The 24,970-nt window shown below is 75.3% G+C and carries 25 protein-coding genes; 19 read left to right on the top strand and 6 right to left on the bottom strand.

Going from position 1 to position 24,970, the window contains the following annotated elements; translation table 11 throughout:
• Positions 1–21: 21 nt before the first annotated feature.
• From OG335_RS02730 to OG335_RS02720, 3 genes are all read left to right on the top strand, one after another.
• Positions 22–717 carry a glycerophosphodiester phosphodiesterase gene (locus OG335_RS02730; RefSeq protein WP_405009337.1) on the top strand — a complete coding sequence of 232 codons (696 nt, stop codon included), beginning with the start codon at positions 22–24 and terminating at the stop codon, positions 715–717.
• Positions 714–1,820, top strand: a complete 1,107-nt coding sequence (locus OG335_RS02725; protein WP_405009336.1) for a winged helix DNA-binding domain-containing protein — start codon at positions 714–716, stop codon at positions 1,818–1,820. Before OG335_RS02730 ends, OG335_RS02725 begins: the two co-directional genes overlap by 4 nt.
• Before the next feature lie 158 nt (positions 1,821–1,978).
• Positions 1,979–3,118: an AI-2E family transporter gene (locus OG335_RS02720; protein ID WP_405009335.1), complete on the top strand. Its 1,140-nt coding sequence runs from the start codon at positions 1,979–1,981 to the stop codon at positions 3,116–3,118.
• A gap of 18 nt (positions 3,119–3,136) precedes the next feature.
• On the opposite strand, the gene OG335_RS02715 is transcribed toward OG335_RS02720, so the two are convergent.
• Positions 3,137–4,081 carry a hypothetical protein gene (locus OG335_RS02715; protein ID WP_405009334.1) on the bottom strand — a complete coding sequence of 315 codons (945 nt, stop codon included), beginning with the start codon at positions 4,079–4,081 and terminating at the stop codon, positions 3,137–3,139.
• Between the two features lie 619 nt (positions 4,082–4,700).
• Between OG335_RS02715 and OG335_RS02710 the strand changes: the two genes are divergently transcribed.
• The 8 genes from OG335_RS02710 (at position 4,701) to OG335_RS02675 (ending at position 14,625) form a co-directional block, all read left to right on the top strand.
• Positions 4,701–6,467, top strand: coding sequence for a hypothetical protein (locus tag OG335_RS02710; protein ID WP_405009333.1), 1,767 nt, complete (start codon positions 4,701–4,703; stop codon positions 6,465–6,467).
• A 138-nt stretch (positions 6,468–6,605) separates the two neighbouring features.
• The gene (locus OG335_RS02705) at positions 6,606–8,363 is read left to right on the top strand and encodes an AMP-binding protein (protein WP_405009332.1); all 1,758 of its coding nucleotides are present in this window, start codon (positions 6,606–6,608) and stop codon (positions 8,361–8,363) included.
• Entirely contained in the window at positions 8,363–9,073 is a 711-nt protein-coding gene (locus tag OG335_RS02700) for a GNAT family N-acetyltransferase (protein ID WP_405009331.1), read from the top strand. Before OG335_RS02705 ends, OG335_RS02700 begins: the two co-directional genes overlap by 1 nt.
• A gap of 44 nt (positions 9,074–9,117) precedes the next feature.
• On the top strand, positions 9,118–9,894 hold the full coding sequence (locus OG335_RS02695) for an alpha/beta hydrolase (RefSeq protein WP_405009330.1): 777 nt from the start codon (positions 9,118–9,120) through the stop codon (positions 9,892–9,894).
• Positions 9,895–9,899: 5 nt separating this feature from the next.
• A complete protein-coding gene (locus OG335_RS02690; protein ID WP_405009329.1) occupies positions 9,900–10,856 on the top strand; it encodes a cupin-like domain-containing protein in 957 nt (318 codons plus the stop codon).
• A gap of 52 nt (positions 10,857–10,908) precedes the next feature.
• Positions 10,909–12,114 carry an ATP-grasp domain-containing protein gene (locus OG335_RS02685; protein WP_405009328.1) on the top strand — a complete coding sequence of 402 codons (1,206 nt, stop codon included), beginning with the start codon at positions 10,909–10,911 and terminating at the stop codon, positions 12,112–12,114.
• Positions 12,111–13,364 (top strand): MFS transporter, encoded by a 1,254-nt coding sequence (locus OG335_RS02680; RefSeq protein ID WP_405009327.1) that lies wholly within the window; start codon positions 12,111–12,113, stop codon positions 13,362–13,364. Before OG335_RS02685 ends, OG335_RS02680 begins: the two co-directional genes overlap by 4 nt.
• 34 nt (positions 13,365–13,398) lie before the next feature.
• Positions 13,399–14,625, top strand: a complete 1,227-nt coding sequence (locus OG335_RS02675) for an ATP-grasp domain-containing protein (protein ID WP_405009326.1) — start codon at positions 13,399–13,401, stop codon at positions 14,623–14,625.
• Here OG335_RS02675 and OG335_RS02670 read toward each other — a convergent pair.
• Positions 14,622–15,092 (bottom strand): hypothetical protein, encoded by a 471-nt coding sequence (locus OG335_RS02670; protein WP_405009325.1) that lies wholly within the window; start codon positions 15,090–15,092, stop codon positions 14,622–14,624. The genes OG335_RS02675 and OG335_RS02670 overlap by 4 nt on opposite strands.
• Positions 15,093–15,140: 48 nt before the next feature.
• Entirely contained in the window at positions 15,141–16,100 is a 960-nt protein-coding gene (locus tag OG335_RS02665; protein WP_405009324.1) for an alpha/beta hydrolase, read from the bottom strand.
• Between the two features lie 243 nt (positions 16,101–16,343).
• On the opposite strand from OG335_RS02665, the gene OG335_RS02660 reads away from it, so the two are divergent.
• The 6 genes from OG335_RS02660 (at position 16,344) to OG335_RS02635 (ending at position 21,561) form a co-directional block, all read left to right on the top strand.
• A complete protein-coding gene (locus tag OG335_RS02660; protein ID WP_405015291.1) occupies positions 16,344–17,198 on the top strand; it encodes a spermidine synthase in 855 nt (284 codons plus the stop codon).
• 91 nt (positions 17,199–17,289) lie between these two features.
• Entirely contained in the window at positions 17,290–18,180 is an 891-nt protein-coding gene (locus OG335_RS02655) for a class I SAM-dependent methyltransferase (RefSeq protein ID WP_405009323.1), read from the top strand.
• A gap of 215 nt (positions 18,181–18,395) precedes the next feature.
• Positions 18,396–19,133 carry a DedA family protein gene (locus tag OG335_RS02650; RefSeq protein WP_405009322.1) on the top strand — a complete coding sequence of 246 codons (738 nt, stop codon included), beginning with the start codon at positions 18,396–18,398 and terminating at the stop codon, positions 19,131–19,133.
• Positions 19,134–19,209: 76 nt separating this feature from the next.
• On the top strand, positions 19,210–19,878 hold the full coding sequence (locus tag OG335_RS02645; RefSeq protein ID WP_405009321.1) for an O-methyltransferase: 669 nt from the start codon (positions 19,210–19,212) through the stop codon (positions 19,876–19,878).
• 67 nt (positions 19,879–19,945) lie between these two features.
• Positions 19,946–20,839, top strand: coding sequence for a Gfo/Idh/MocA family protein (locus OG335_RS02640; protein ID WP_405009320.1), 894 nt, complete (start codon positions 19,946–19,948; stop codon positions 20,837–20,839).
• Between the two features lie 194 nt (positions 20,840–21,033).
• On the top strand, positions 21,034–21,561 hold the full coding sequence (locus tag OG335_RS02635) for a GNAT family N-acetyltransferase (protein WP_405009319.1): 528 nt from the start codon (positions 21,034–21,036) through the stop codon (positions 21,559–21,561).
• A gap of 36 nt (positions 21,562–21,597) precedes the next feature.
• Here OG335_RS02635 and OG335_RS02630 read toward each other — a convergent pair whose 3' ends face one another.
• Together OG335_RS02630 and OG335_RS02625 are read right to left on the bottom strand one after the other, a co-directional pair.
• Positions 21,598–21,966 (bottom strand): YkvA family protein, encoded by a 369-nt coding sequence (locus OG335_RS02630; RefSeq protein ID WP_405009318.1) that lies wholly within the window; start codon positions 21,964–21,966, stop codon positions 21,598–21,600.
• Between the two features lie 66 nt (positions 21,967–22,032).
• Complete coding sequence (locus OG335_RS02625) at positions 22,033–22,617, bottom strand: hypothetical protein (protein ID WP_405009317.1); 585 nt, start codon at positions 22,615–22,617, stop codon at positions 22,033–22,035.
• Positions 22,618–22,770: 153 nt separating this feature from the next.
• On the opposite strand from OG335_RS02625, the gene OG335_RS02620 reads away from it, so the two are divergent.
• A complete protein-coding gene (locus OG335_RS02620; RefSeq protein WP_405009316.1) occupies positions 22,771–23,001 on the top strand; it encodes a hypothetical protein in 231 nt (76 codons plus the stop codon).
• A gap of 103 nt (positions 23,002–23,104) precedes the next feature.
• Here the strand turns inward: OG335_RS02620 and OG335_RS02615 are convergent, their stop codons facing one another.
• Positions 23,105–24,178, bottom strand: a complete 1,074-nt coding sequence (locus OG335_RS02615) for an NAD(P)H-dependent flavin oxidoreductase (RefSeq protein ID WP_405009315.1) — start codon at positions 24,176–24,178, stop codon at positions 23,105–23,107.
• Positions 24,179–24,297: 119 nt separating this feature from the next.
• On the opposite strand from OG335_RS02615, the gene OG335_RS02610 reads away from it, so the two are divergent.
• Positions 24,298–24,885, top strand: a complete 588-nt coding sequence (locus tag OG335_RS02610; RefSeq protein WP_405009314.1) for a TetR family transcriptional regulator — start codon at positions 24,298–24,300, stop codon at positions 24,883–24,885.
• The last annotated feature ends 85 nt before the right edge of the window (positions 24,886–24,970 follow it).

Raw genomic sequence — 24,970 nt, 5'->3', positions numbered from 1 at the left:
GCCCGGAAGGACCCGGAACCCATGAGCCGCCCCACCGTGATCGCCGTCGCCCACCGCGGCGATCCGTACCGCCACCGGGAGAACACCCTGCGCTCGGTGGAGTCGGCCCTCGCCGCCGGTGCCGACGCCGTCGAGGTCGACGTCCGGCTGACCAGGGACGGCGTGCCCGTGCTCCTCCACGACGCCACCCTGCAGCGGCTCTGGGGCGACCCCCGCCCGATCGACCGGGTCACCGCCGAGGAGGCCGCCGCCCTCGGCACGCCCGGCGTACGGATCCCCGGCCTCGCCGAGGCCCTCAAGGCCGTCGCCGCCGCACCCGGCGCCCGCCTCCTGATCGACCTCGACGACCCCGGCCCCGCGGCCGCCGTGCACCGCGCCGTCGCCGACCTCGGGGCGGAGGGCCGCGTCGCGTACTGCGGGCCGACCGCCGCCATGCTCGCCGTCCGCGCGCTCGACCCCGGCGCCGAGCTCTCGCTGACCTGGCGCCGCCCCCAACTGCCCGGCCGCCCCCTCCTGGACGACCTGCGCCCGCGCTACCTCAACCCGCCCTTCGGCCTGGTCGAGCCGCGCCTGGTCGACGCCGCCCACGACGCCGGCCTGCTCGTCTCCACCTGGACGGTCGACCTGCGCCGCACCATGCGCCGCATGCTCCGCACGAACGTCGACTCCCTCACCAGCAACCGGATCGAACTGCTGCGACGGGTGCTCGGCGGATGAGCGCCCCGCTCAGCTCCCGCGCCCTCGGCCGCGCCCTGCTGGCCCGTCAGCACCTCCTCGCCCGCAGCCCGCTCGACGCCGCCGCCATGCTGGAGCACCTCGTCGGCCTCCAGGCGCAGGCCGCCCCCGAACCGCCCTACCTCGGCCTGCTCAGCCGCATCGAGGGATTCCACCCCGCCCAGCTCAGCACCCTGCTGGAGAGCCGGCAGGCCGTCCGGATCGCCCTCCAGCGCGGCACCATCCACCTCGTCACCGCCCGCGACTGCCTGACACTGCGTCCGCTCCTCCAGCCCGTGCACGACCGCTGGCTGCGCGGCTCGTACGCCAAGCGGCTGCCCGACCTCGACCTCGACGCGCCGGACGGCGCCGCACCCGTCGCCGCGCTGGCCCGGGAGCTCGTCGAGGCCGAGCCGCTCACCTTCCAGAAGCTCGGCCCGCTGCTCGCCCCCGCCTTCCCGCGCAGCGAGCCCGCGGCGCTCGCCCAGGCCGCCCGGTGCGCCCTGCCGCTCGTCCAGGTGCCGCCGCGCGGGGTCTGGGGCCGCAGCGGCCCGGCCGCGCACACCACCGCCGAACACTGGCTGGGCGGCCCCCTCGACACCGAGCCCGTGCTGGACGCCCTGGTGCTCCGCTACCTCGCCGCGTTCGGCCCGGCCACCGCCACCGACGTGCAGAAGTGGTCCGGGCTGACCCGGATCGGACCGGTGCTCGCCCGGCTCGCCGACCGGCTCGTCCGGCTCCGCGACGAGAGCGGCCGCACCCTGTACGACCTGCCGGACGCCCCGCGCCCCGGGGCGGGGGTGCCCGCCCCCGTCCGGCTGCTGGCGCCGTTCGACAACCTGCTGCTCTCGCACGCCGACCGCAGCCGGGTGCTGCCGGAGGAGTACCGGGCGCGGGTGATGACCGTCAACGGCATCGTGCTCGGCACGGTGCTGGTGGACGGCGCGGTCGCCGGCACCTGGCGGCTCGACGAGGACCTGCTGACGGTCCGTCCGTTCGCGCCGCTGCCGGAGGCCGCGATGCCCGGCGTCGAGGAGGAGGGCGCCCGGGTGCTGGCCTTCGTCGGGGCGGTGGACGGACGCGTGGTGGTCGCCGCCGCCGACTGACCGCGGTGCCGGGTGACCCTCGGCCGCGCGGAGGGCCGGGCCCGGGCAGGCCGGGGGCCGGGGGAGCGGCGCGCCGTGGCGGGTGTACGGAACGGTCGAACCGCGGGCCGGTGTGCTCATATGGAGATCCGAACCGTGCTGTGGACTCCGGAGGTGCGATGCCGGCCGAGACGCCGCGCGCCGACCACGCCGCCCCGCTCCTCCCGCGCGTCGTGGGACGCGCAGCCGCCTGGTCGGCCGCCGTCATCCTCTTCATCGCCGTCGCGGCCTTCGTGGTCTACGCCGTCGTCGTCCTGCGCGCAGCCACCGTGCCCGTGCTGATCGCCCTCCTCGGCACCGCCCTGCTCTACCCCGTGATGCCCTGGCTCACCGGCCGCGGCCTGAGTCGCGGCGCCGCCGCCGGCCTCACCTGCCTGGTGCTCGTGCTCGCCGTCTCCGGAGTGATCGCCCTGCTGGTCAACTCCCTCGTGCACAGCGCCCCGCAGATCACCTCCGCCGTCGAGGAGGCCGGCAACCGGATCGCCGACTGGCTCGGCCCCGTCGGGGAGAAGATCCAGTACGCCCTCGACCAGAGCTCCGGGTCCGGCAGCTCCCTGATCAACTCGCTCGCCAACGGCGTGCTCTCCGGCCTGGGCCTCGCCACCCAGCTGCTCACCGGCGGCGTGCTCACCCTCGCGCTGGTGTTCTTCTTCCTGCGCGACGGCGAACGCACCGGCGACGCCGTCCGCGCCGCGCTCTCCCCCGGTACCGCCGAGACCGTCGTGGCCTGCGGGCGGCAGGCCTTCGCCGCGATGTCCGGCTTCATGCGCGGCACCACCCTGATCGCCCTGATCGACGCGGTGTTCATCACCATCGGCCTGCTGGTGCTGAGCGTGCCCGGGGCGGCGGGGCTCGGCGCGCTCGTCTTCATGGGTGCCTACATCCCGTTCGTCGGCGCGTTCCTCTCCGGCACGGTCGCCGTGCTGGTCGCGCTCGCGGACGGCGGGCTGTCCAAGGCGTTGTGGGTGCTCGGGGTGGTGCTGGCCGTCCAGGCCGTCGAGGGCAACATCCTGCAGCCCGTCATCCAGAGCCGCACCGTCGAGCTGCACCCGGCGACCATCATGATCGCGGTGGTCGCCGGAGCCGGGGTCGCCGGGATCCTGGGCGCACTGCTGGCCGTCCCGCTGTGCGCGGCCGTGCTCGGCGTGGTCTCCGTCCTCCGGTTCGCGGCACCGCCCGGACCGCCCGGACCCGCGGTGCAGGACGGACCCGCGGTGCCGCCCGGACCCGCGGTGCAGGGCGGCCCCGCAGAGGCGTGACCGGGCGGCCCCGGCACCTCAGCCCACCAGCGCCTGCTCCTGCCAGAACACGAACTGCTGCACCGGCTCGCCGTCGAGCCCCCAGGGCCAGACCGTCACCAGCCCGTCGAGCGCCCGGAACACCGCGGCGCCCTCGCGGATCCGTCCGGCCTGGCCCAGCGCGTAGCCGAGCAGGTTGAGGTCGGCCGCCCCCGCGGCGTGCCGCAGGAACCCCGGCACCGGCCAGTCGCGCACGGCCCGCTCCAGCGCGGCCTCCGCGTCCGGCAGCCCCCAGCGGCGCCGGGCACCCAGCGCGGTCACCCCGCCCGCGGCCAGCGCCGCCCGGTAGCGGTCCGTCAGCATCGCCAGCTCCAGGCCCGCCACCGGAGCTCCGGGCGGCGCCGCCTCCCGGACCGCCGCGACGAAGTCCAGCGACTGCCCGTGCGAACCGCACTCCTCCGGCGCGAGGTAGCGCAGCATCTCCAGGTGGGCGATGCGGTTCCACGCGTCCCGGGCCCCGATCTCCCGGCAGAGCGGGTACATCTCCGGCTCGGGCCGGCGCAGCATCCGGTGCACGGCCAGCAGCGCCACCCACGGTGACGGGTCCTCGGGCCGGAGCTCGGCCGCCCGGCGGCAGCGGTCCACGGTGGCCTGCGGATCCTCCAGGGCCCCGGCGACCCGGGCCTGCGCCACGTCGATCCACGACTGCAGCACGAGCGGGTCGGCGTCACGCGGACACCGCCGCCGCCAGACCTGCGCCAGTGCCGGGGTCGCCACCTGGGCGAGCACGGCCAGCCGGTGGGTCCGCCGGTCCCAGTTCGTGCCGGCGCCCTGCAGCAGCTGCTCCGCCAGCGCGGCGGAGACGTCCAACTGCCCCTGCAGCTGCGGCCCGGAGAGCTGCCGCCGCACCCGTCCGAGCTCGGCGTCGTCGAGCTCGGGCGCCAGGCGGGGGTCGGTGCTGCGGCGTCGTCCAAAGATCGGCATGCCGATGGAGGCTAGCGAACCCGCCGGTCCCGTACCAAGGCGTGCCGAGCCGCCGCCGGGTCCCTTCGCGGGCCTTCCGCGGGCCTTCCGTGGCCGGCCCGGCTGCTCGGTGTACGCCTGATCGGAACCGTTCGCCGACGTGCCGTCGGGTGCGGCCGGGACCGCCGCGGCCGCCCGTCCGTACCCGCCGTACCCGTCGTGGTCGCTCGTCGTCGCCGTGACCGTCCTGATCGCCGTGATTGCCCCGACGGCCCGGGGTCGATCGCCCGGGCGTCCGCGTGGTGCCGGTCGTCCCCGCTGCACCGGCCGGCTCCCCGGTACCGCCCGCCCGGTGATGCCGGCGGGCACCGCAGCACCGTCCGTCCCTCCCGCCACAGCCGTCGCGGTGCCGGTGCCGCGGAAAACGGCACGCATCGTCCAATCTCCGAGCAAAACGCTCGTGAATGCCGCGCGGACGCGGGAATGATCATATTCCGAGGGGCCTGTGGGCGCATTGTCGTGACCGTGTCCGAACCCTTGCCGTTCCGTGCTGTTCGTGTAATCTCGTCGCCGGGGCCGATCGCGGGGCGGGCGGTTCCGGTGCGGATACGCCGTCTGACTGCGCGCACTGGGGGATTTCATGATTCATTCGGGTTTCGGCACGGCCGTCGCCGACGCGCCGGAAACGACCGGCCGACTGCTCGGCGAACTCACCGGGAACGGCAGGATATCTCTCCGTCTCGCGTGTTCCCGGCTGACCGACTGGGAGTCGCTGCTCGTCCAGCACGTGCTCGGCCGACCCGACGTCGAACTCCTCGGACCGGCGGTGCCGCCCGCGTCCGACCTCGTGCCCGTGACCCGCTCCGCGCCCGCCGGGCTCGCCTTCTGGAGGCCCGGCGAGCTGCCGGAACCCGGTGCGGAGCCGCTGGGCAGCCTGCGGGTGCCGCCCGAGGTCCTCGACGCGGTGGCCGAGGAGTCCCGGGTCCGCGAGGCGCGGGAGATGGCCGACCGGCACGAGGCCGACGCGCTGCTGCGCACCTGGGAGGAGAGCGGCGAACTCGACGCCCGGATCGTGCAGCTCGCCGACTGGGTCGAGCGGGTCGAGACGGTCTACATCCTGATCGGTCGCGAGGTGTTCTCGAAATCCGACGCGGGCACGAACACCCTGACCCGTGAGGGCCTTCTCGAAAATCTCAGGAAATTACCCGTCGACACCTGGCGGCCGGCCGACCGCCTTTTCGTCGTCCTGGCCTACTGTCTTTTCGTCAGCGGCAGATCGGTGCGATTCGAGGAATTCAACGCGCGGCAGCTCTCCGCGACCGGCCTGCGCGATTTCTTCCTGGACCGCCACGCGCAGTACAGCGGTGCGCTGCGGCGGGATCCGGGCAATCCGCGGGGCCTGCCGCTGCTGGAGCTCGCGGAGCTCGTCCGCTCCCTGATGGCCGAGGTCGACCGCTCGCCGTCGATGCGCTACCGGCGGATCAACGGACTCACCTTCGTCAAGAACGAGCGGCTGCTCGACTTCCCGCTGCCCCGGGACCCGCGGACGATGCCGGAGCTCGTCGCGCAGCACGGCCTGCTGAGCCTCGGCGTCGCGCCCTCCGGCGGTGTCCGCGAGGACCTCCGGGCCATGACCCTGGCCGCTGCCGCCCTCGACGCGGACGCCGCGGGGCCCGCCGGGCCCGGCGCCGTCGGCGAACTGCTCGGCGCGATCGTGCTGTCGGCGATCGTCGCCACCGATTCCGACTACGGCATGAGCAGCTCCGTGCGCGACCTCGCCGGGCTGCGCGGCGCCGAACCCGGCGGGCCGGACGGCGTGCTCGCGCTGAAGAAGAACGACTTCTTCTGCTGCTGCCTGCCGCACACCACGCGCATGGAGGCCGTGGGTGACGAGGTCACGCCCATTCTGTGGCGGGCCGCCCAGCGGATGATGTACAACCGCTGGCACTTCGCGCCCGGAGAGTTCGACCGGGCGGAGATCCCGGAGAAGCGGCACTACTTCTTCCCCCCGCAGGTGCCGGACATCGCGGAGCACGCCGAGCACCACCACGGCGGCCACGTCGCCTCGCGGGTACGGTTCTCGATCCGCGCCCCCGGCGCCCAGGTGTGGCACCCGCCGTTCACGGTCTTCGGCCACGGCTACCGCGGCTGCTACGACATCCGGCTCGTCCGGATGGAGGGCCCGCCGTACACCGTCGCCGACCTCGCCGAGGCGGTGCGGCACTGCTCGCTCGTCGACGAGATGTGGCGCACCCTCGCGGAGGGCCTGCAGGACGGCACCCTGCCCGTACGGCCGGTGGGCGGCTTCGACCGCGCCTGGTACGAGTCGCGCGGCTGGGAGCGCCTGCGTCCGTACGCCCTCGCGGGCGGCGTGCCCGCGCAGGAGGTCCCGGCCGTCCCCGGGTGAGGCCGTCCGCGACCCGGGCCGTTCCCGTCGGCCCCTGAACCCTCCGTCCCTCCGCAGCAGTTCTGCTCTCCCGAACCCCGACGGCCCGGCGGCAGCCGCCGTGCCGTCCCGTCCGACCCCGCGAGGAGGATCTCCACCGTGGCCGAGCACAGCGCGGGCCCGCCCCTCGACGTTGCCGCCCGGGCGGCCGACGCCGTCAACACCATCGCCCTGACGCGGTGCCAGGACACGCAGCACCGGATCAGGTTCCGCGACGCGGACGGCATCCGGTCGCTGACGCTGGCCGAACTCGACCGCGGTGCGGCCCGGGTGGCCGCCCGGCTGTACGGGGCCGGTGTCCGTGCGGGCGACCGGGTCGGCATCATGTCCCGCAACCGCATCGAGTGGGTGCTGCTCGACCTCGCGTGCGTCAAGCTCGGCGCGGTGGTCGCCGGGGTCGAACCGGGCCGCTACCCGCCGCGGCAGGTGATCGCCGACCTCGGCCTCGTCCTGCTCTTCGCCGAGGGACTGCCCGCCGACGGGGAACCGGGCGGGGAACCGGGCGGGGAGCCCGGCCTGGAGCCCGGCCCGGAGCCCGGCCTGGAGCCCGGCGGGGAGCCCCGCGAGGGCTCTGCCCGGGCGGCCCGCGAGCCGGTCGTGCGCGACCTCGCCGAGGTCGGCGGATGGGCGCAGGACGCGGAGGCCGACCTCGCGCCGCCGCCGTCCAGGGCGGCGTACGACCCGGCGGACGTCTTCGCCGTCAAGCAGACCTCCGGAAGCACCGGCACCCCGAAGGGCATCGAGGCGACGGTCGCCAGCGTGAACCGCTCGATGGCCGCCGTCCAGGAGATGTTCGGCCACCGCGACGGCGACAACCTGCTCGTCTTCCTGCCCGTGCGGTTCCTCCAGCAGCGCTACTGGATCTACTCGGCGCTGGTGAACGGACACGACGTCACCCTCGCCGACCGGCACACCGCGTGCGAGACGGCCCGCGCCACCGCGCCGACCGTCGTCATGGGCGTGCCGGGCTTCTACGAACAGGTCAAGGCGCGGGTCGAGGCGTCCGGCGCACCGGCCGGGCCCGAAGCCCGCCGCGCCGCCGTCCAGGCCGAACTCGGCGGCGCCGTCCGCTACCTGTGGACGGGCTCGGCCCCCGCCGGGCGGCCCGTGCTGGAGTTCTTCAACGACTGCGGTGTGCCGCTCTACGAGGGCTACGGACTCAACGAGACCTGCATCGTGGCCAAGAACCACCCCGGGGCGTTCCGGCTGGGCAGCGTGGGCCGGGTCCTGCCGCACAAGCGGATCCGCTTCGACCGGGACGGCGTCCTCATCGTCGGCGGTGCCGACCCGGTCAACACCCGCTACACGTGGTCCGCACCGGGCGCGAGCGAGCGGACCTTCCTGCCGACCGGCGAGGTGCGGACGTTCGACCTCGGCCATGTCGACGAGGACGGATTCCTCTACATCGACGGCCGGGTCGACGACATCGTCACGCTCAGCGGAGCACTCAACATCCTGGTTCCCCTGGTCGAGGAGCGCCTGCGGGAGCTGCCCGGGGTCCACGACTGCGCGGTCTTCGGCGACGGCCGGCCGTACCTCGCGGCCGTCGTCTCGCCGACCGGCGCCGGCGCCGACCCGGAGGAGCTCGCGCAGGCGATCGACCGCCTGAACACCGAACTCCGTTACGAACAGCGGATCTACGCGGCGGTGGTCGCCGGGGAGCAGTTCTCCGTCGACAACGGCCTGCTGAACGCGCAGTTCAAGCTGGTGCGCGCGGAGATCGGCCGGGTGTTCGCCGACGACCTCGAACTCGTCTACCGCAAGCACTCCGTGTACAACGACGGCACCACGGAGGGCGCGCCCGTTCTGGTGACCGCGGCGGTCGGACGGCCGCGCAGCCGACAGTCGGAGGAATGATGAGCTGGGACAAACTGGCGGACGCGGTGCTGGCCAACGGTCGGGTCACGCTGCGGCGGGTCCGCGTCGGCGACGTGGCGGACCTCGCGCGGATCGTCTACGAGCCGGACACCTGGCGGTACTTCGTCACGCGCATCGACTCGCCCGCCGATCTGGACGCCTTCGTGGAGGCGGCCGTCCGCGACACCCTGAACGGCAGCCGCATCGTCTTCGCGATCGTCGACAACGCGGACGGCCGCGTCGTCGGCAGCAGCGCCTACGGCAACCTGGCCGAGGCCGACCGGCGGCTGGAGATCGGGTGGTCGTGGGTCTGCGGCGCCGCCCGGCGGACCGGGGTGAACCGGGCCGCGAAGCTCGCGCTGCTCGACCACGCCTTCACCGAACTCGGCTGCGAACGGGTCGAGTTCAAGACGGACGTGCTGAACACCGGCGCGCGTCGGGGGCTGGAGGGCATCGGGGCGACCGAGGAGGGCGTGCTGCGCAGCTTCAACGTCATGCCCGGTGGCCGGCGCCGTGACGTCGTCTACTACAGCATCCTCCGCGAGGACTGGCCCACCGTGCGCCGCGAGCGCTTCGGCCGGGTCCTCGGGGGAGGGGAGAGCCCCGGCACCGCCGGCGCCGGGAGCACCGGCACACACACCACCGACGCCGACGCCGACGCCGACACCGGTACCGACACCGGTACCGACACCGGTACCGGCATCGGCTGAACCGGGTCCGGACATCCGCAGGTCCACCGAGGGGGAGCGGCACCGTGGGGAACAGCACCGTGGCGAGCGACGGCGTACGGGACGGCAGCGCGGGCGGTGAGGCGGAGACCGAGGACTTCGTCTTCGAGGGCGGCGGGCAGCGCCTCGCCGCCACCCGGACGGTCCGGGCCGACGGGTCGCGGCCGGGTGTCCTGGCCCTGCACGGGCTCGGCACCACCGCGACCCGGCACCGGATCCGCTACCTGCTGGACGCCGTCGCGGCGCACGGCCACGGCTGGCTCACCTTCGACTTCGGGGGCAACGGCGAGAGCACCGGTGCGCTCACCACGTCGACCCTGCGGGGCCGCCGGGCGGAGACCCTCGCCGCCGCGGCCCACCTCGACCCCGCCACCGCGCCGGTGCTCATCGGCACCAGCATGGGCGCCCATCTGGCCGCCGCGTCGGTGCCCCGGCTGCGGCCCCGCGGGCTGGTGCTGTTCTGCCCCGCGGCCTACCCGGCGGACGCCGAGGGGCTGCCCTTCGACGGCAGCCTCGCGAGGCCCGGAAACTACCCCGACTCCCCGGCCTACGCGGGCCTGCGCGACTTCGACGGCGACCTGCTCGTCGTCACCGCCGGGCAGGACCAGGTGGTCGGGCCCGAGGTCGTCGACGGATACCTGGAGAGCGCGCGGAACGCCCGCTCGGCCGAGGTCGTGCGGCTCGACGACTGCGACCACTTCGTGCACCGCTGGCTGCCCGGGCAGCCGGAGCGCCGCGACGAGGTCGTGCAGGCGATGCTGCGCCTGCTGTCCGCCGAAGCACCCACCCTGCAGAGGAGTTGACGACCATGGCGGTCGAACCGAACTACCTGAAGCGGCGTGATCTGGCAAGCCTCAAGGCGGTGGAGGCGGCCTTCCACCAGGGGCCGCTCGCCGAGGCGTACGCCTCCGCCCCGGACATCGAGCGCCGCAGCGGCATCGGCCGTGAGGAGTTCGACGCCGAGTACCGGGCGAAGGGCCGGCCGGTGGTGCTGGAGGGCTACGCCGCCGACTGGCCGTCCGTACGGACCTGGTCGTTCGAGCACCTGGCCGAGCGCTGCGGATCGCTGCCGGTGGTCGTGGACAGCTACAACAGCGCGGCCGCCCGCTCCACGACGTTCGGCGGGTTCGTGGAGATGCTGAAGGCGAGCGCGGGTACGGGCGCGGCGCCGATCTACCTCCAGGAGTGGTACTACAAGACCAGCGCGCCCGAGCTGGCCGCCGACATGCCCGAACTCGACATCGCCCGCTACGACTTCCGCCGCAAGCTGTACGGTGACGCGGGCTCCACCAACCACCAGCTCTGGCTCGGCCAGCAGGGCGGCATCACCCGGCTGCACCAGGACTCCTACTCGGTCGACGTGCTGCACGCGCAGATCGTCGGCGAGAAGCTCTGGTCGATCATGGGCCCCGACGCCGAGCTGCTGCCCGGCCCGGACGGCGAGCTCGACGTCGAGGCCCTGTGCGCCTCGCCGGCCGCGCAGTTGACCCGTTTCGCGCTGAGGCCCGGCGACGTGCTCTACCTCCCCGCCTGGTGGTTCCACCGGATCGAACTGCTCAGCGACTCGATCGGTCTCGGCCGCAAGGCCCTCGACGAGGCCAACCTCCAGCTGCACGTGCGCCAGCGGGTCGGCGAACTCCTCGCCCTCGCCCTCAACCCGGACGAGCTCCGCCGTACGCACTCCGAGCTGTTCGACGTCGTCATGGCGCGCGGCCGCGCCCTGGCCCACCAGATGGACATCGACCTCTCCCGGCTGCGGCAGTGAGCCCGGGCCGGCTCCGGACAGGCGGGTACGACACGGACGGAAGGCGGCTCCGGTGAGGGCACAGCACATCCTGCTGGTCGGCGGGCGCGGGCACGAACTGCCCAAGGTGCGCCGGCTGGGCCTGCGCTACTCGATGATCCAGAGCCCCGAGCGGGACGACGTGCAGCACGCGGCAGGCGCGGAGCGCTACGCCGTGCGCGACTACCGGGTGTTCGACGAGGTCCTGCCGGTGGCCCGGGCCTGGCACGCGGCCGACCCGTTCGACGCCGTGCTGTCGTTCACCGAGTACGGCCTGGAGCCGGCGTCGCGGTGCGCGGCCGCGCTCGGTGTGCCCGGCGACAACCTCGCCGCCGTGCTGCTGACCCGCGACAAGACCCGCACCCGGGCGCTGCTCGACCGGCACGGCCTCAGCCCGGTGCGTCACCGGCTGTGCGAGACACCCTCCGACGCGCGGGAGTTCATGGCCGCGCTCGGCGGCCGGCCGATCGTGCTGAAGCCGCCGGCGGGTGGCCTCAGCGAGGGCGTCTACCTGGTCGCCGACGCGTCCGAACTCGACGAACGCTGGGGCTGGACGAGCCTGGTGGCGGCCGGGCCGGTGCTCGCCGAGGAGTACCTCGACGGCCCCGAGTACAGCGTCGAGTCCGTCTCGCAGGACGGCAAGCACGAGATCGTCATGGTGACCGAGAAGCTCACCACCGGCGCACCCGGGTTCGTCGAGCTGGGCCACCAGATGCCCGCCCGGCTCGCCCCCGCCGACCGGGAGGCCGTCGACGGCCTGGTGCTGCGCTTCCTCGACCTGATCGGTCAGCGCACCGGGCCCGTCCACACCGAGCTGCGCGTCACCCGCGCCGGGCCCCGGCTGATCGAGGCGCAGACCCGGATCGGCGGCGACCAGATCTGGGAGATGACCGAGCTGGTGACCGGCGCCGACCTCATCAGCGAGACGCTCGCCGGGCTGCTCGGCCTTCCGGCCCCGGCCCGGTCCCCGGGGGCGGGTGCCGCGGCGATCCGCTTCCTGGCCTTCGAGCACACCACGGTCGGGGCGGTGCACGGGCTGGCCGAGGCCCGGCAGGCGCCCGGTGTCCGCCGGCTGGTGTGCACGCTGACGCCCGGACGCGTCCTCGGCCCGATCGCCTCCTCGGACTCGCGGCAGGGCTACGTGCTCTGCGAGGGCGAGGACACCGCGGAGGCGCTGGCCCGGGCCGAGTCCGCCCGCGACCGGGTGCGGATCGACCCCGCGCCGGCCCGTCGCGGATGACGGCGGACCGGCCGCACGGCCCGGCCGCCCGCAGCACCACGCGCGCCGTCACCCTGCACTACTTCATGACGAACACGGGCCTCTTCGGCCTGCTCTCCACGCTCGCCGTCTCCCTGACGGCGGCCGGGTTCGGCGGCGCGCAGACCGGCTTCCTGATCCTCGTGTTCACCATCGCCAACAAGGTCGCGAAGGTGCCGCTGGCGCGCTGGCTGGACCGCATCCCGGCGCCCTCCTCGGTGCTGGCCGGCTGCCTCACCGCCGCCGTCGGCTTCGTCGGCCTGCGGGTCGCCGACGGCCTGGCGGCCACCGCGGCGACGCTCGCCCTCGCCGGGCTCGGCGTCTCCGTCAACGCCCTCGCCGCCAAGCAGCTGGCCGCGGACGCCGGCGACCGCTCGGGCGACCGCGCCCGGCTCTTCTCCCTGGTCAACATCGCGGTCAACGTCGCCTCCGCCGCCGCGGCGCCGGCCGCGCTGTTCCTCGTCGCCCACCACCGGCACGGCGCCGTGCTGACCGGGGTCGCCGCGGTCTACTGCCTGGCCGGCACCGTCACGTTCCTGAACTACCGCCGGCTCGTCCCCGACCGTCCGGAGCGGCCCGCCGGCTCCTCGCTGCAGGGGTACCTCACGATCCTGCGGCTGCCCGGCATGCGGGCCTTCATGCTGATCAACCTCCTCGGCTGGTGCTGCTACGGGCAGTTGTTCAACGCCCTGGCCCTGCACGTGTCGTCGGGCCCGGCCGCCGCGGGCGGCCTCGGCCCGCTCTACACGCTGAACGCCCTGCTCGTGGTGGTCGCCCAGCTCGGGGTGACCCGGCTCGGCGAACGGCTCTCCGGAGGCCGGCAGACCGTCACCGCGGTCGCCTCGTACACGCTGTTCGCGCTCGCCTTCGCCACCGTCTACCTGCTGCCCGGCTACCCGGGCGCGGTGGTCGGCGTGGTGCTGTTCACGCTGGCCGAGATGCTGTTCGTGCCCACCATGGACGTCCTGCTGCTGGGCCTGCTCGGCACGGCGAGCCGCGCCCTGGGCTACGGCCTGTTCTCGATCGGCAACGCCGTGGGGGAGGCGGTGGGTGCCGGCGCGGGCGTCGCGCTCTACCGGTGGCTCGACGGCGGCGGGCACGGCCCGTCCTTCTGGCTGATCGCCGCGGTGGTCGCCCTGCTGTCCGCCGTGCTCACCCAGCGCCTCCGCGTGAGCAGCGCGGGCCTGCGGGCCCTGGCCCCCGCGGAGGACCGCCGGGTGGCCGTCGACTGACCGGCCCGCGGGCCGTCGAGAGGAGAGGCGCGACATGCGCGTACTGGTGGCAGGCACCAACCGGATGTGCCACGACCGGCTGCACGCCCAGGGGCACGAGCTGGTGCTGATGGTGCCCCGCGGACGGGCCCGTCCGGGTGACCCGGCGGGCCCGTACCGGCACGTGGTGATCCTCGACGACGACGCCGGGCCCGAGCTGTGGGCGGACGTGGCGGCCGTGCTGCACGCCGCCGCGCCGTTCGGTGCGGTCGCGGCCTTCAACGAGCACACCTACCGCGTCGTCCGGGCCGTCGCCGACCGGCTCGGCGTGCCCACCGTGGTGGACACCGACCTGTTCGACCGGGTGCTGGACAAGGCCCGCACCCGGGAGGTCCTCGACAAGCACGGCGTGCCGGGCTGCCGCCACCGGCTCGCGCGCGGCCGCGAGTCGGTCGCCGCGGCCGTCCGGGCGGTGGGCCTGCCGTGCATCGTCAAGCCGGTCGACGGCGAGGCGAGCGAGGGCGTCGCCCGGATCGCGGGCCCCGGCGACGTCGAGGCGGCGCTGCTGCGGCTGGGCGAGGAGCAGATCGACCGCGGCGTCCTGGTCGAGGAGTTCCTGACCGGCCCCGAGTACAGCGTGGAGGCGCTCTCGGTCGGCACCCGCCACCACGTCCTCGCGGTCACCGAGAAGCACAGCGACGGACGGACGTTCGTCGAACGCGGGCACGTCGTGCCCGCCCCCCTGTCGGCGGACGACCGGGAGTCGGTCGTCCGCTACGTGCAGAGCGTGCTGGACGCCCTCGGGTTCCACGACTGCCCCTCCCACACGGAGCTCGTGCTGACCGCCGACGGCCCGCGCATCATCGAGACCCACAACCGCATCGGCGGCGACTCGATCATGGATCTGGTGGAACTCGCCACCGGTGTGGACGTCCACGAGCTGGTGGCCCGGCAGAGCATCGGCGAGGACGTGTCCGCGCTGCTCCCCGACCCGGTCACGGCGCACCGCGCGGCGGCGGTCTGGTACGCCGACCCGTCCGGTCCGCCGACCAGCACCCTGGTCGAGGTACGCGGGGTGGACGGCGTCCGCGCCCTGCCGTACGTGCACCGCGTCGAACTGCTCAAGCAGCCCGGCGCGCGGCAGTCCGCCGTACTGCGGAGCTCGGACCGCTCCGCGCTCGTCCTGGCCACCGGCGGCACCTCCGCGGAGGCCCTGCAGCGGGCCAGGGACGCCGTCGCCTCGCTCCGGTTCGTCCACACCGGCGACCGGCACGGGAGTTAGACCGGGTCGGCCTCGGGGGAGACCTCCGCCGCGGCCGCGACGTGCAGGTGCGCCTCGACCGCGCCCAGGTGCTCGTCACGGGCGACGACGATCTCGTCCCCGAGGCTGAGGATGCGCACCGGCCCGGCGGTGAAGCCGATGGCCACGCCGATGGGGAACTCCAGCGGCCCGTCCCGGTACCGGACCTCCCGGACGGACTCCACCCGGCCGCCGACGAGCGGGGCGAGCGGAAAGTCCGGGAGGTCGTCCTCCACGGCGGTGCGGCCGTGCTCGCCCATGTCGAACGGGCCGTGCGGCCGGTCGGCGTCCAGCGCCAGGCCGACCCCCTCCGGCCGGAAGCGCACCGGACCGAGCCCGTCCAGGTGCAGCCACAGGTGGAGGAGGCAGGGCTCGATCCCCGGGTAGTGGTGCCAGGACGTCGTCACCTTCAGCAGCTGCCTGCCGACCAGATCCTGAGAGTTGATCATCTCCGGATCGTCCCACACCGCCCGGCGCGGACGGCGCCGCTCGCGGGTTCAGGCGCGCGGTGCCGGGAAGTACGCGCCGATCCAGCGGTCCAGCTCGGTGAAGACCTGGGTGCGCGCGGCCTCGCCCGACAGCACGAGGTCGTGCATGCCGCCGTCGATCCGGACGGTCGTGACGTGGCGTCCGATCCGGGGCGCGAGCGCGGCGATGTCGTCGGCGCGCAGCACCGCGTCGGTGCGCAGCAGGGCGGGATCCCACCGGTTGGTGACCGTGGACGCCGTGGACGCCATCAGCAGCACCGGGCAGTCGACGCCGAGCCCGCGGCGCACCTGCCGCTGCCCGCGCTGGATCGCCGCGAGCCAGCCCGCGTACAGCGGGAAGCCCTCCGCGGGCTTGAGCGCGAGGTCGAAGTCCCAGCTGCCGCGGTGGTCGCGGTGGAGGCTGTGCACGTAGTGCGGGTTGAGCGGCGCCGGCAGCTTGCGGGTGGCCGCCACGCGGCCGAGCACGTCGAGGGCCGGGGCGCCCAGCGTGCGCACCGCGGCCCCGGCCGGCATCGACAGGAACGGGCTGTTGAGGAAGAGCCCGTCCACCGTGCCGCGGCCCGCCCGCCGGGACGCCCACAGCGCGGCGACGAGTCCGCCGGTCGAGTGGCCGTTGACCAGCAGCCGGTCGTGGCCGTCCTCCTCGCGGACGATCCGCACCGCCGCGTCGATCTCCTCGTCGTAGGCGGCGAGGTCGCGGACGAAGTTCGGCGAGTGGTGGGCGCGCAGCGACCGGCCGTACTTGCGCAGGTCGAGCGCGTAGAAGGAGAAGCCCGCCGCGGTGAAGTGGTCGGCGAGGTTGGTCTGGAAGAAGTAGTCCGTGTAGCCGTGCAGGTAGAGGACGGCCTGCCGGGAACCGGGGACGACGCGGCGGACCAGCGTCGCGCTGACCTCCCCCTCCTCGTCCGCGGTGAGCGGCAGCTCGGCCGCCTCGTACGGGGCACCCAGGATGTCTTCTCGGAACTCCACGTCTGCCGCACCCAATCTCTGATCCGACCCGCCACTGCCAGGACCCCTGACGATACCGGCCGGTAGCCGAACGCTCCGTGCCGGCCTTCCCGGGCGGGGGCATAGGCTTTCCGACATGCCCAGAAGCCTCACCCACCGCACCGCCGCGTCCGCGCAGCCGCTGCCGTCCGCCCGCCCGGCCCGGTGACCCGCCCCGTGACGCAGCCCGAGGCCCACCCCGTGACCGACCCGGCGGCCGACGACCTGACCGACGACCCGGCCGACGACGCCCGGCCCGTACAGCGCCCCGTCGCGCTCGGCACCGCCCGGCTGCTCCCCGACCTCGACCGCCCGCAGGCGTGGCTGCTCACCCTCGACGGCACCCCGCAGTCGTACGTCGACCTCGCCGAGCCCACCCACCTCGAGTTCGAGTACACCCGCCGGATCGGCCACCTCGTCGACGTGCTCGCCCCCGCCGGGCAGCCGCTCGACGCCCTGCACCTCGGCGGCGGCGCGCTCACGCTGCCCCGCTACCTGGCCGCCACCCGGCCCGGCTCCCCGCAGCACGTCGTCGAGACGGACGGGCCGCTCGTCGGTTTCGTCGCCGAGCACCTGCCCTGGCCGTCCGGCATCGAGGTCACCGTCGGCGACGCCCGCACCGCGCTCGCCGCGGCCCCGCCCGCCGCCGCCGACCTCGTCGTCTCCGACGTCTTCCACGGCTCCCGCACCCCCGCCCACCTCACCTCGCTGGAGTTCGTGCGGCTCGCCGCCGCCGCGCTGCGCCCCACCGGCTGCTACGCCGCCAACCTCGCGGACGGCCCGCCGCTCGCCTTCGCCGCCGCGCAGGCCGCGACCGTGCGCGCGGTGTTCCCGCACACCTGCCTGGTCGCCGAGCCGTCCGTGCTCCGCGGCCGCCGCTACGGCAACATCCTGCTGGTCGGCTCGTTCTCGCCGTTGCCCGCCGACGTGCTCGCCCGCCGCCTCGCCGCCGACCCGTTCCCGGCCCGGCTCTCCGAAGGGGCCGCCCTCGACGCCCTGGTCGGCCGGGCCCGGCCGGTCCGCGACGAGGACGCCGTCGACTCGCCGCCGCCACCGGACGGCGCGTTCAGCGTCGGCTGAGCGCCCGGCCGGGCAGAATGCAGCCGGGACGGGCCGGCCGGGCCGCCTCCGCGGTCCGGCGGTCCACGGCCCCTCGGAAGGGAGCACGGCGATGACGGCCCAGGAGCCGGAGCACGACCACGCGCCGCAGCAGCGGATCCGCGCCGCCCTCGGCGGGATCCCCGAGACCGCGCTCTGGACGCTCCACCACCGCGCGGTCGAGGCACGCCGCCCCGACACCGTGCTGCCCGACCCCAAGGCCGTCGAGCTGGTCGACCGGATCGACTACCCCTTCACCGAGCGCTTCGGCCCCGACGGCGGCCTCGCCGGGCAGATCCAGGCGCTGCGGGTCCGCTGCTTCGACCGCGAGGTCGCCGACTTCCTCGCCCGCCGCCCCAACGGCACCGTCGTCTGCCTCGGCGACGGCCTCGAAACCCAGTACTGGCGGGTCGACAACGGGCGGGCCCGGTGGCTCTCCGTCGACCTCCCCGAGGCCGTCGCCCTGCGCGAACAGCTCCTGCCCGCGGCCCCGCGCCAGCGCCTCCTCGCCTGCTCCGCCACCGACCCGGCCTGGCTCGACGAGGTCGACGACTCCCGCGGCGTCCTGATCACCGCGCAGGGACTGCTGATGTACCTGCGCCCCACCGAGGTCCGCGACCTCCTCGCGCGCTGCGCCGAGCGCTTCCCCGACGGCACCCTCGTCCTCGACGCGGTACCCCGCTGGTTCGCCCGCCTCGCCTCACGGGGGCGCCTGCGCAGCCGCGGCTGGACCGCCCCGCCGATGCCCTGGGGCATGGACGCCGACGAGCAGCCCAAGCTCGCCTCCGCGCACCCCGCCGTCACCGAGATCCGCGACGTGCTCCCCGCCGGCGGACGCGGCGTCGTCGGCGCCCTGCTGCCGTACGCGGCCCGGATCCCGCTGATCTCGGCGGCCCGGCCGTCGGTCGTGGCGCTGCGGTTCTCCGCCCGGGCCGGGCGGCCCGCGGGCCCGGTGTCCGCCTGACGGCCGCCCCGGGAACACCTGCCCGCCGTCCTTCGTATGAGGTAAAGAGCGGGTCAACCGGTTAGGCTGCCCAGCCGGGGCCTGCCAGCGCGCCCCGGCCCAGGGCGGGTCCGACCATTCCCGACGCCGCGCGCCGATCCGCCGCGAACTGTCAGACACGCCCCAGCCCGCCAACCGGGACGCCGTCCCGGCCTGCCCACGGAGGTACCCCGGCCTTGCACATCGACCAGTGGATCGAGAGCGTCCCGCCGACCTCCGTGTACGCCCTCGTCGGGCTGATCATCGGCCTGGAGAGTCTGGGCATCCCGCTGCCCGGTGAGATCGCCCTCGTCACGGCGTCGCTGCTGTCGGCCCGCGGCGTGGTCAGCCCCTGGTGGGTCGCGGGCTGCGCCATCGCGGGCGCGGTCATCGGCGACTCGATCGGGTACTCCATCGGCCGCCGCGGCGGCAAACCGCTCTTCGAACGGCTCGGCCGGCGCTTCCCCAAGCACTTCGGACCGGACCACCTCGCGACGGCGGAGCGGTCCTTCCAGAAGTGGGGCATGTGGGCGGTCTTCTTCGGCCGCTTCATCGCCCTGCTGCGCATCTTCGCGGGCCCGCTGGCCGGCGCGCTGCGCATGCCGTACTGGAAGTTCCTGCTCGCCAACGTGTTCGGCGGCATCGTCTGGGCCGGCGGCACCACCCTGCTGGTCTACCAGGTGGGCAAGGTCGCCGAGCAGTGGCTGAAGAGCTTCTCGTGGGTGGGCCTGGTGCTCGCCGCGCTGGTCGGCGCCGGCTCCGCGTGGATCATGAAGCGGCGTGCCGCGAAGTCCCGCGCGGCGCACCCCGAGCAGTCCGGCGGCCGGTCCGCGGACGCCGTGGCGCCGGTGGCCCCCGAGCCCGCCGCCGCCCTTGCGGCGGAGCCGCCCGCCGTCCCCGTCGCGGAGCCGCTCGCCGCCCCGGTCGCCGACTGAGCGTCAGACGCGCGGTATAGGCTCGGGCGGCGTACCCCGGCGGTTTTCCAGCGACCCCAAGCGACTCGGAGGCGGCGTGAGCCAGCAGCAGTGGACGGCGGTCGACGACTACATCACCGGCATCCTCATCGGTGCCGACCCGGTGCTCGACGCCGCCCAGGCCGCGGCCGACGCCGCCGGACTGCCGCAGATCGCGGTGTCGGCGCCGCAGGGCCGGCAGCTCCAGATCCTCGCCGAGACGCTCGGCGCCCGCCGCATCCTGGAGGTCGGCACCCTCGGCGGCTACAGCGCGATCTGGATGGCCCGCGCGCTGCCCGCGGACGGCCGCCTCATCACCCTGGAGATCGACCCTAGGCACGCCGAGGTCGCCCGCCGCAACCTGCACCACGCCGGGTTCGCGGCGATCGCCGAGGTGCGCCTCGGCCCGGCCGCCGACTCCCTCCGGCAGCTCGCCGACGACGGCGCGGAGCCTTTCGACCTCGTCTTCGTCGACGCGGACAAGGCGAGCAACCCGCTCTACTTCGCGTGGGCGCTCCGCCTGACCCGCCCGGGCTCGCTGATCGTCGTCGACAACACCGTCCGCGACGGCGCCGTCGCGGACGCCGCCTCCGCCGACCCCTCCGTCGTCGGCGTCCGCCGCCTGCACGAGGCCGTCGCGGCCGAGCCGCGGGTGTCGGCCACCACCGTGCAGACCGTCGGCGCGAAGGGCTACGACGGCTTCACCCTGATCCGCGTCCGTTCCTGAGCGGACGCCCGCCCCGAGCGGACCTCCCGATCCGCGTCCCCGTCCTGAGCACGAGGTACCACCCGTCATGAGAATCGGTCTGCTCGGCACCGGCCCCTGGGCCCGCACGGTGCACGCACCCGCCCTGGCCGGACACCCCGGCGTCGAGTTCGCCGGCGTCTGGGGCCGCCGCCCCGAGGCCGCCGCCGAGGTCGCCGCCGACCACGACGTGCGCGCGTACGCCGACCTCGACGCCCTGCTGGCCGACGTGGACGCCGTCTCCGTGGCGCTCGCCCCGCAGGCCCAGGCCGAGGTGGCGGTCCGCGCCGCCGAGGCCGGCCGCCACCTGCTCCTCGACAAGCCGGTCGCCCTGACCGTGGCCGACGCCCGCCGGGTGGCCGACGCGGTGGCGGCGCACGAGGTCGCCTCGGTGGTCTTCTTCACCACCCGCTTCAGCCGCGAACCCGCGGCCTGGGTGGCCGAGCAGGCCGCCCGCGCCGGCTGGTTCACCGCCCGCTGCACGTGGCTGGGCTCGGTCTTCACCACCGACAGCCCGTACGCGGCCTCACCCTGGCGGCGCGAGAAGGGCGCCCTGTGGGACGTCGGCCCGCACGCCCTGTCGCTGCTCCTCCCCGTGCTCGGCGACGCCGTCGCGGTGACCGCAGCCGCGGGGCCCGCCGACACCGTGCACCTGGTCGTCGGCCACGCGGACGGGGCGTCCAGCACCCTCACGCTGAGCCTGACGGCGCCGCCCGCCGCGGGCGGCGTCGAGCTGGAGCTGCGCGGCGAGTCCGGTGTCCGGCGGCTGCCGGAGCGCGGTGAGCCCGAGACCGAGACCTTCGCCCGCGCGGTGGACGCCCTGCTCGCGGGTGCGGGCGGCGACGCCCCCCACCCGTGCGACACCGCCTTCGGCCTGCGCGTGGTGGAGATCCTCGCCGCCGCGGAGCAGGCCCTCACGGACGGCCGGACCGTCCGGCTCTGAGCCGGCCCGGGCTGCCGCCGACCGCGCGTCGGTCCCGGGATCCTTGCCCCGGGATCCTTTGTCCCGGGGCACGCCGCCGGACATGCCGCCGGCGGCGTCGAGGCGGCTCCGGGAGCCACCCGGGCACGCCGCGCCCGATCCGGCGCGTGGCACCATGGCAGCCCGAGCCCGCTCGTGATCCCGGAGGGTCGCCCGTGCAGACCGAACCCGTCTTCCGCACCGCCGGACCGGCCGACGTGCCCGCCGTCGTCGCCCTGGTCGAGTCGGCCTACCGCGGGGACGCCAGCCGGGCCGGCTGGACCACCGAGGCCGACCTGCTCGCCGGGCGGCGCACCGACGAGGCCGCCGTCGCGGCGGTCGTCGCCCGCCCCGACTCGGTGGTGCTGCTGGCCGAGGCCGACGGCGTGCTGCTCGGCTGCTGCCACGTGGAGCGCCGCCCCGAGGCCGGGTACTTCGGCATGTTCTCGGTGCGGCCCGGCCTGCAGGGCGCCGGCCTCGGCCGCACCCTGCTCACCCGGGCCGAGACCCACGCCCGCGAGCAGTGGGGCCTCACGGCCATGGAGATGACCGTCATCGAACAGCGCGCCGACCTGATCGCCTGGTACGAGCGCCGCGGCTACCGGCGCAGCGGGGAGTTCGAGCCGTTCCCGTACGGCGACGAGCGGTTCGGCGTGCCGCTCCGCCCCGACCTGCGCTTCGAGCGGCTGGTCAAGGCGCTGTAGGCCGGGGCGGGCGGGCGGGACCAGGGGCGGCGGCGGTCAGCCGGTCTCCGTCCGCTGCTGCGACCACTCCAGGTAGCGGCCCGACTCGCGGGTCAGCCCGGTGAGGAACCAGACCAGCACGGCGGTGTCGTCCGTCCAGCCGAGGATCGGGATGAAGTCCGGCAGGAGGTCCACCGGGCTCAGCAGGTACAGGGCGGTCAGGGCGGCGAGCGCGGCCAGCTTGGCGGGCCCGACGCCCGGGTAGCGGCCGCGCAGCACGTCCACCGCGAGCCGCGGCATCGCGACGAGCCGCGCGCCGATCCCGGGTGCGCCGGGCCGGGTGGCCTCCCGGTACAGACTCCATGCCGACCGTGTCACCGCCGCCTGGTCGATTCCCCGCAACCGCTTCGGGACGGGCTTCGCCACGGCATCCTCCTCGCGCCCGGCCGGGCACCTGCGGCACCGGCCTGCCGCTACGGTACGCGACCGCGGTCACCCGCCGTAGAGGCTGCGGCAGATCCGTGCCTGTTCGGACCCGGGCGGCCACTGGCCCTGCTTCTCGGCCTCCGCGCACACTTTGATCGTCGGGACCTTCGCCGCCCCGGCCGGGGCGGCCGGCCGGGTGCCGTGTCCCGGTCGGCGGGTGGTGCGTGCGGGGGCCGGCCGCGGGGTGCGCGCCGGCCCGGCACCGGCCCGTCCGTCGGGGTCCGCCGTGCCGGCCGGATCCGGTGAGGTGCCCGGCTCCGGCGAGGCGTTCGTGTCCGTCGTGGCGTTCGGGAAGGGGACCGCGGCCGCCGGCTCCGGGGGCCGGCGTGAGGCGGTCGGCGGCGGGGCCGCGGGGGAGGAGGCCGCCACGGTCGCCAGGACGCCGGTGACCTCGCCGGTGCCGGGACCGCCGCAGGTGGCGAGCAGCCCGCCGAGCAGCACCACGCCGCCGACGACCGCCGCGGTGACCGCCGCCGCCGGGAGGCGCCGGGCTTGCGCCGGCGGAGGTGTGGTCGGCGGAGGTGTGGGCGGCGGCGCCGGTTCGGCGCTCTCCCATCCGTACGTCCACGGCGGCTTCCACTGCCCGTCCATGCCCGGCCTCCCGGTCCGTCACGAGGGCCGCACGCGCCTCGCGGCGGCCGCCGTGCACAACGATCAGGGCGGCCCGGGCGGAACGGCACCGGTCGGCGGACACCGTGGTGCGGCCCGGGTGCGCGCCCCCGTGGCTCGGACGATGCTGTGGGCATGAACAGCAACAGCACAGCCGAACCCATGATCGAGGTGGCGGAGTTCCGCACCGACAGCCGCTACCGCCTGGTGCACTTCAAGGGGGCCGGATGGAAGCCGCTCGCCCCCGAGGAGTTCGAGCCGGAGGTCGCGCACGCGTTCCCCGGCGCCGACCCGCACGACCCCGCCGTGGTGCACTGGGCCGACCGGCCCTGGGAGTGGCCCTCCTGGCACCCCGGCGAAGCCTGACGCACCGACCGGCCTGACGCGCGGTCCCGGCCCGACCGGCCTGACGCACCGTCCGGGGCCGGGCCGGGCCGTCCGTCCTGGCGATCCACCCGGGCGGGCGGTGTCAGAGCGGGCGCCCCAGCAGCCGCTCCGCGTCGGCGAGCACCGCCGCCAGGTAGTCGGCTGCGGGCCCGCCGACCGAGAGCGCGGCCGCCTGGCCCGCCCAGAGGTTCACCAGATCCGACCGGCCGCGGGCGGCCGCCTCGGCGCGCAGCGGCAGCATCAGCGCGTTCTGCGCCGGGTACGGCGGCACGGCGTCCTCGTGCGCCGCGAGCTCCCGGACGAAGCGGTTGGCGATGCCGCGCGCCGTACGCCCCGAGAACAGCCTGGTCAGCACCGTCGTCGCGGCCCCGGGGGAGAGCAGGGCCCGGCGGTGCACCTCGCTCGCGGCGGACTCCGTGCAGGCCAGGAAACCGGTGCCGATCTGCACGGCGTCGGCGCCGAGGACGAGCGCCGCGGCCAGGCCCCGGCCGTCGGTGATGCCGCCCGCGGCGATCACGGGCACCGCCACGGCGTCCGCGACCTGTGGCACCAGCGCGAAGGTGCCGACCAGCGACTCCCGGACGGGCGCGAGGAACGCGCCCCGGTGGCCGCCGGCGTCGCTGCCGGAGGCGACCACGGCGTCCACGCCCGCCGCCTCCAGTGCCACGGCCTCGGCGACGGTCGTGGCGGTGCCGATCAGCACGATGCCGCGCCGCCGGGCCTCGTCGACCGCGTGGCGCGGCGGCACGCCCATGACCAGGCTGATCACGGGCGGTGCGGCGGCGATCAGGGCGTCGAGCTGCTCGGCGAAGTCCGGTGTGCGGTGCTCGGTGGCGGGGTCGGGCAGGCCGAGTTCGGCGTAGTACGGGTGCACCCGGGCGACGTCCGCGGCCGTGGCGGCGGCCTCCTGCTCGCCGGGCTGCGGCACCCAGAGGTTGACGGCGAAGGGCCGCCCGGTGGCCGCGCGGAGCTCCTTCACCAGGGACGTGATCGCGTCGGGCCGCAGGTGGTGCGCACCGAACGACCCCAGCCCGCCCGCCTCGGAGACCGCCGCGGCCAGGGCGACCGACGACATGCCGCCGCCGAACGGTCCCTGGACCACCGGATGTTCCAGGCCCAGCAGTCCGCCGAGCCGTCCTGCGGTGTCCATGCCCATGGCAGTGCTCCCTCTGTCCGTCGACTGTCCGTCAGCTGTGCGGCCACTCTAGACGACCGGTCAACTATTCAGGGCGCCCGCCCCCGGGCCTGATAGTTGACCGCCCGTATACTCACCCCATGGGACGCACCAGCACGGCACGCGAGCGGCTGCTGGACGCCGCCGGCGAGCTGCTGCACTCGCGCGGCTACACCGCAGCCGGGGTGGCCGAGATCTGCGCCCACGCCGGCGTGCGGAAGGGCAGCTTCTACCACTTCTTCGCCTCCAAGCAGACGCTCACCCTGGAGGCGGTCGACGCCCACTGGGCCGCACGGCGCACGGTCTGGGACGCGTTCGCCGGCGCCGACGGACCCCCGCTCGACCGGCTGCACGGCCTGCTGCGCGCACACGCCGACGCCCAGCGCGCCGACCGCGCCGAGCACGGCAGTGTCCGCGGCTGCCTGCTCGGCAACCTCGGGCTCGAACTCAGCGGCCACGAGCCCGGCATCCAGGCGCGGATCGCCGCGATCTTCGCCGAGCAGGCGGCCATGGTCCGCACCCTCCTCACCGAGGCGGCCCGGACGGAGGCCGTCGCCGACGACGAGGCGACGGCCCGGGCGGTCGTCGCCCAGTTGGAGGGCACGGTGCTGCTCGCGAAACTGGCCGACGACCTCGCCGCTTTCGACGGGCTCTGGCCCGCCGTACGGCGGTTGATCCGCACCGACTGAACAGGCTGCCCGGATCGGCGTGTTCGGCCGGTGGTCCGCCCGGCCGGACAGGTGCCGTTGGGCGGATGCCGCCGGGCGGGTGCCG

This window comes from Kitasatospora sp. NBC_01539, from assembly GCF_045040525.1.
Classification (GTDB): Bacteria; Actinomycetota; Actinomycetes; order Streptomycetales; family Streptomycetaceae; genus Kitasatospora.
This window is presented reverse-complemented; position numbering and strand designations above follow the sequence as displayed.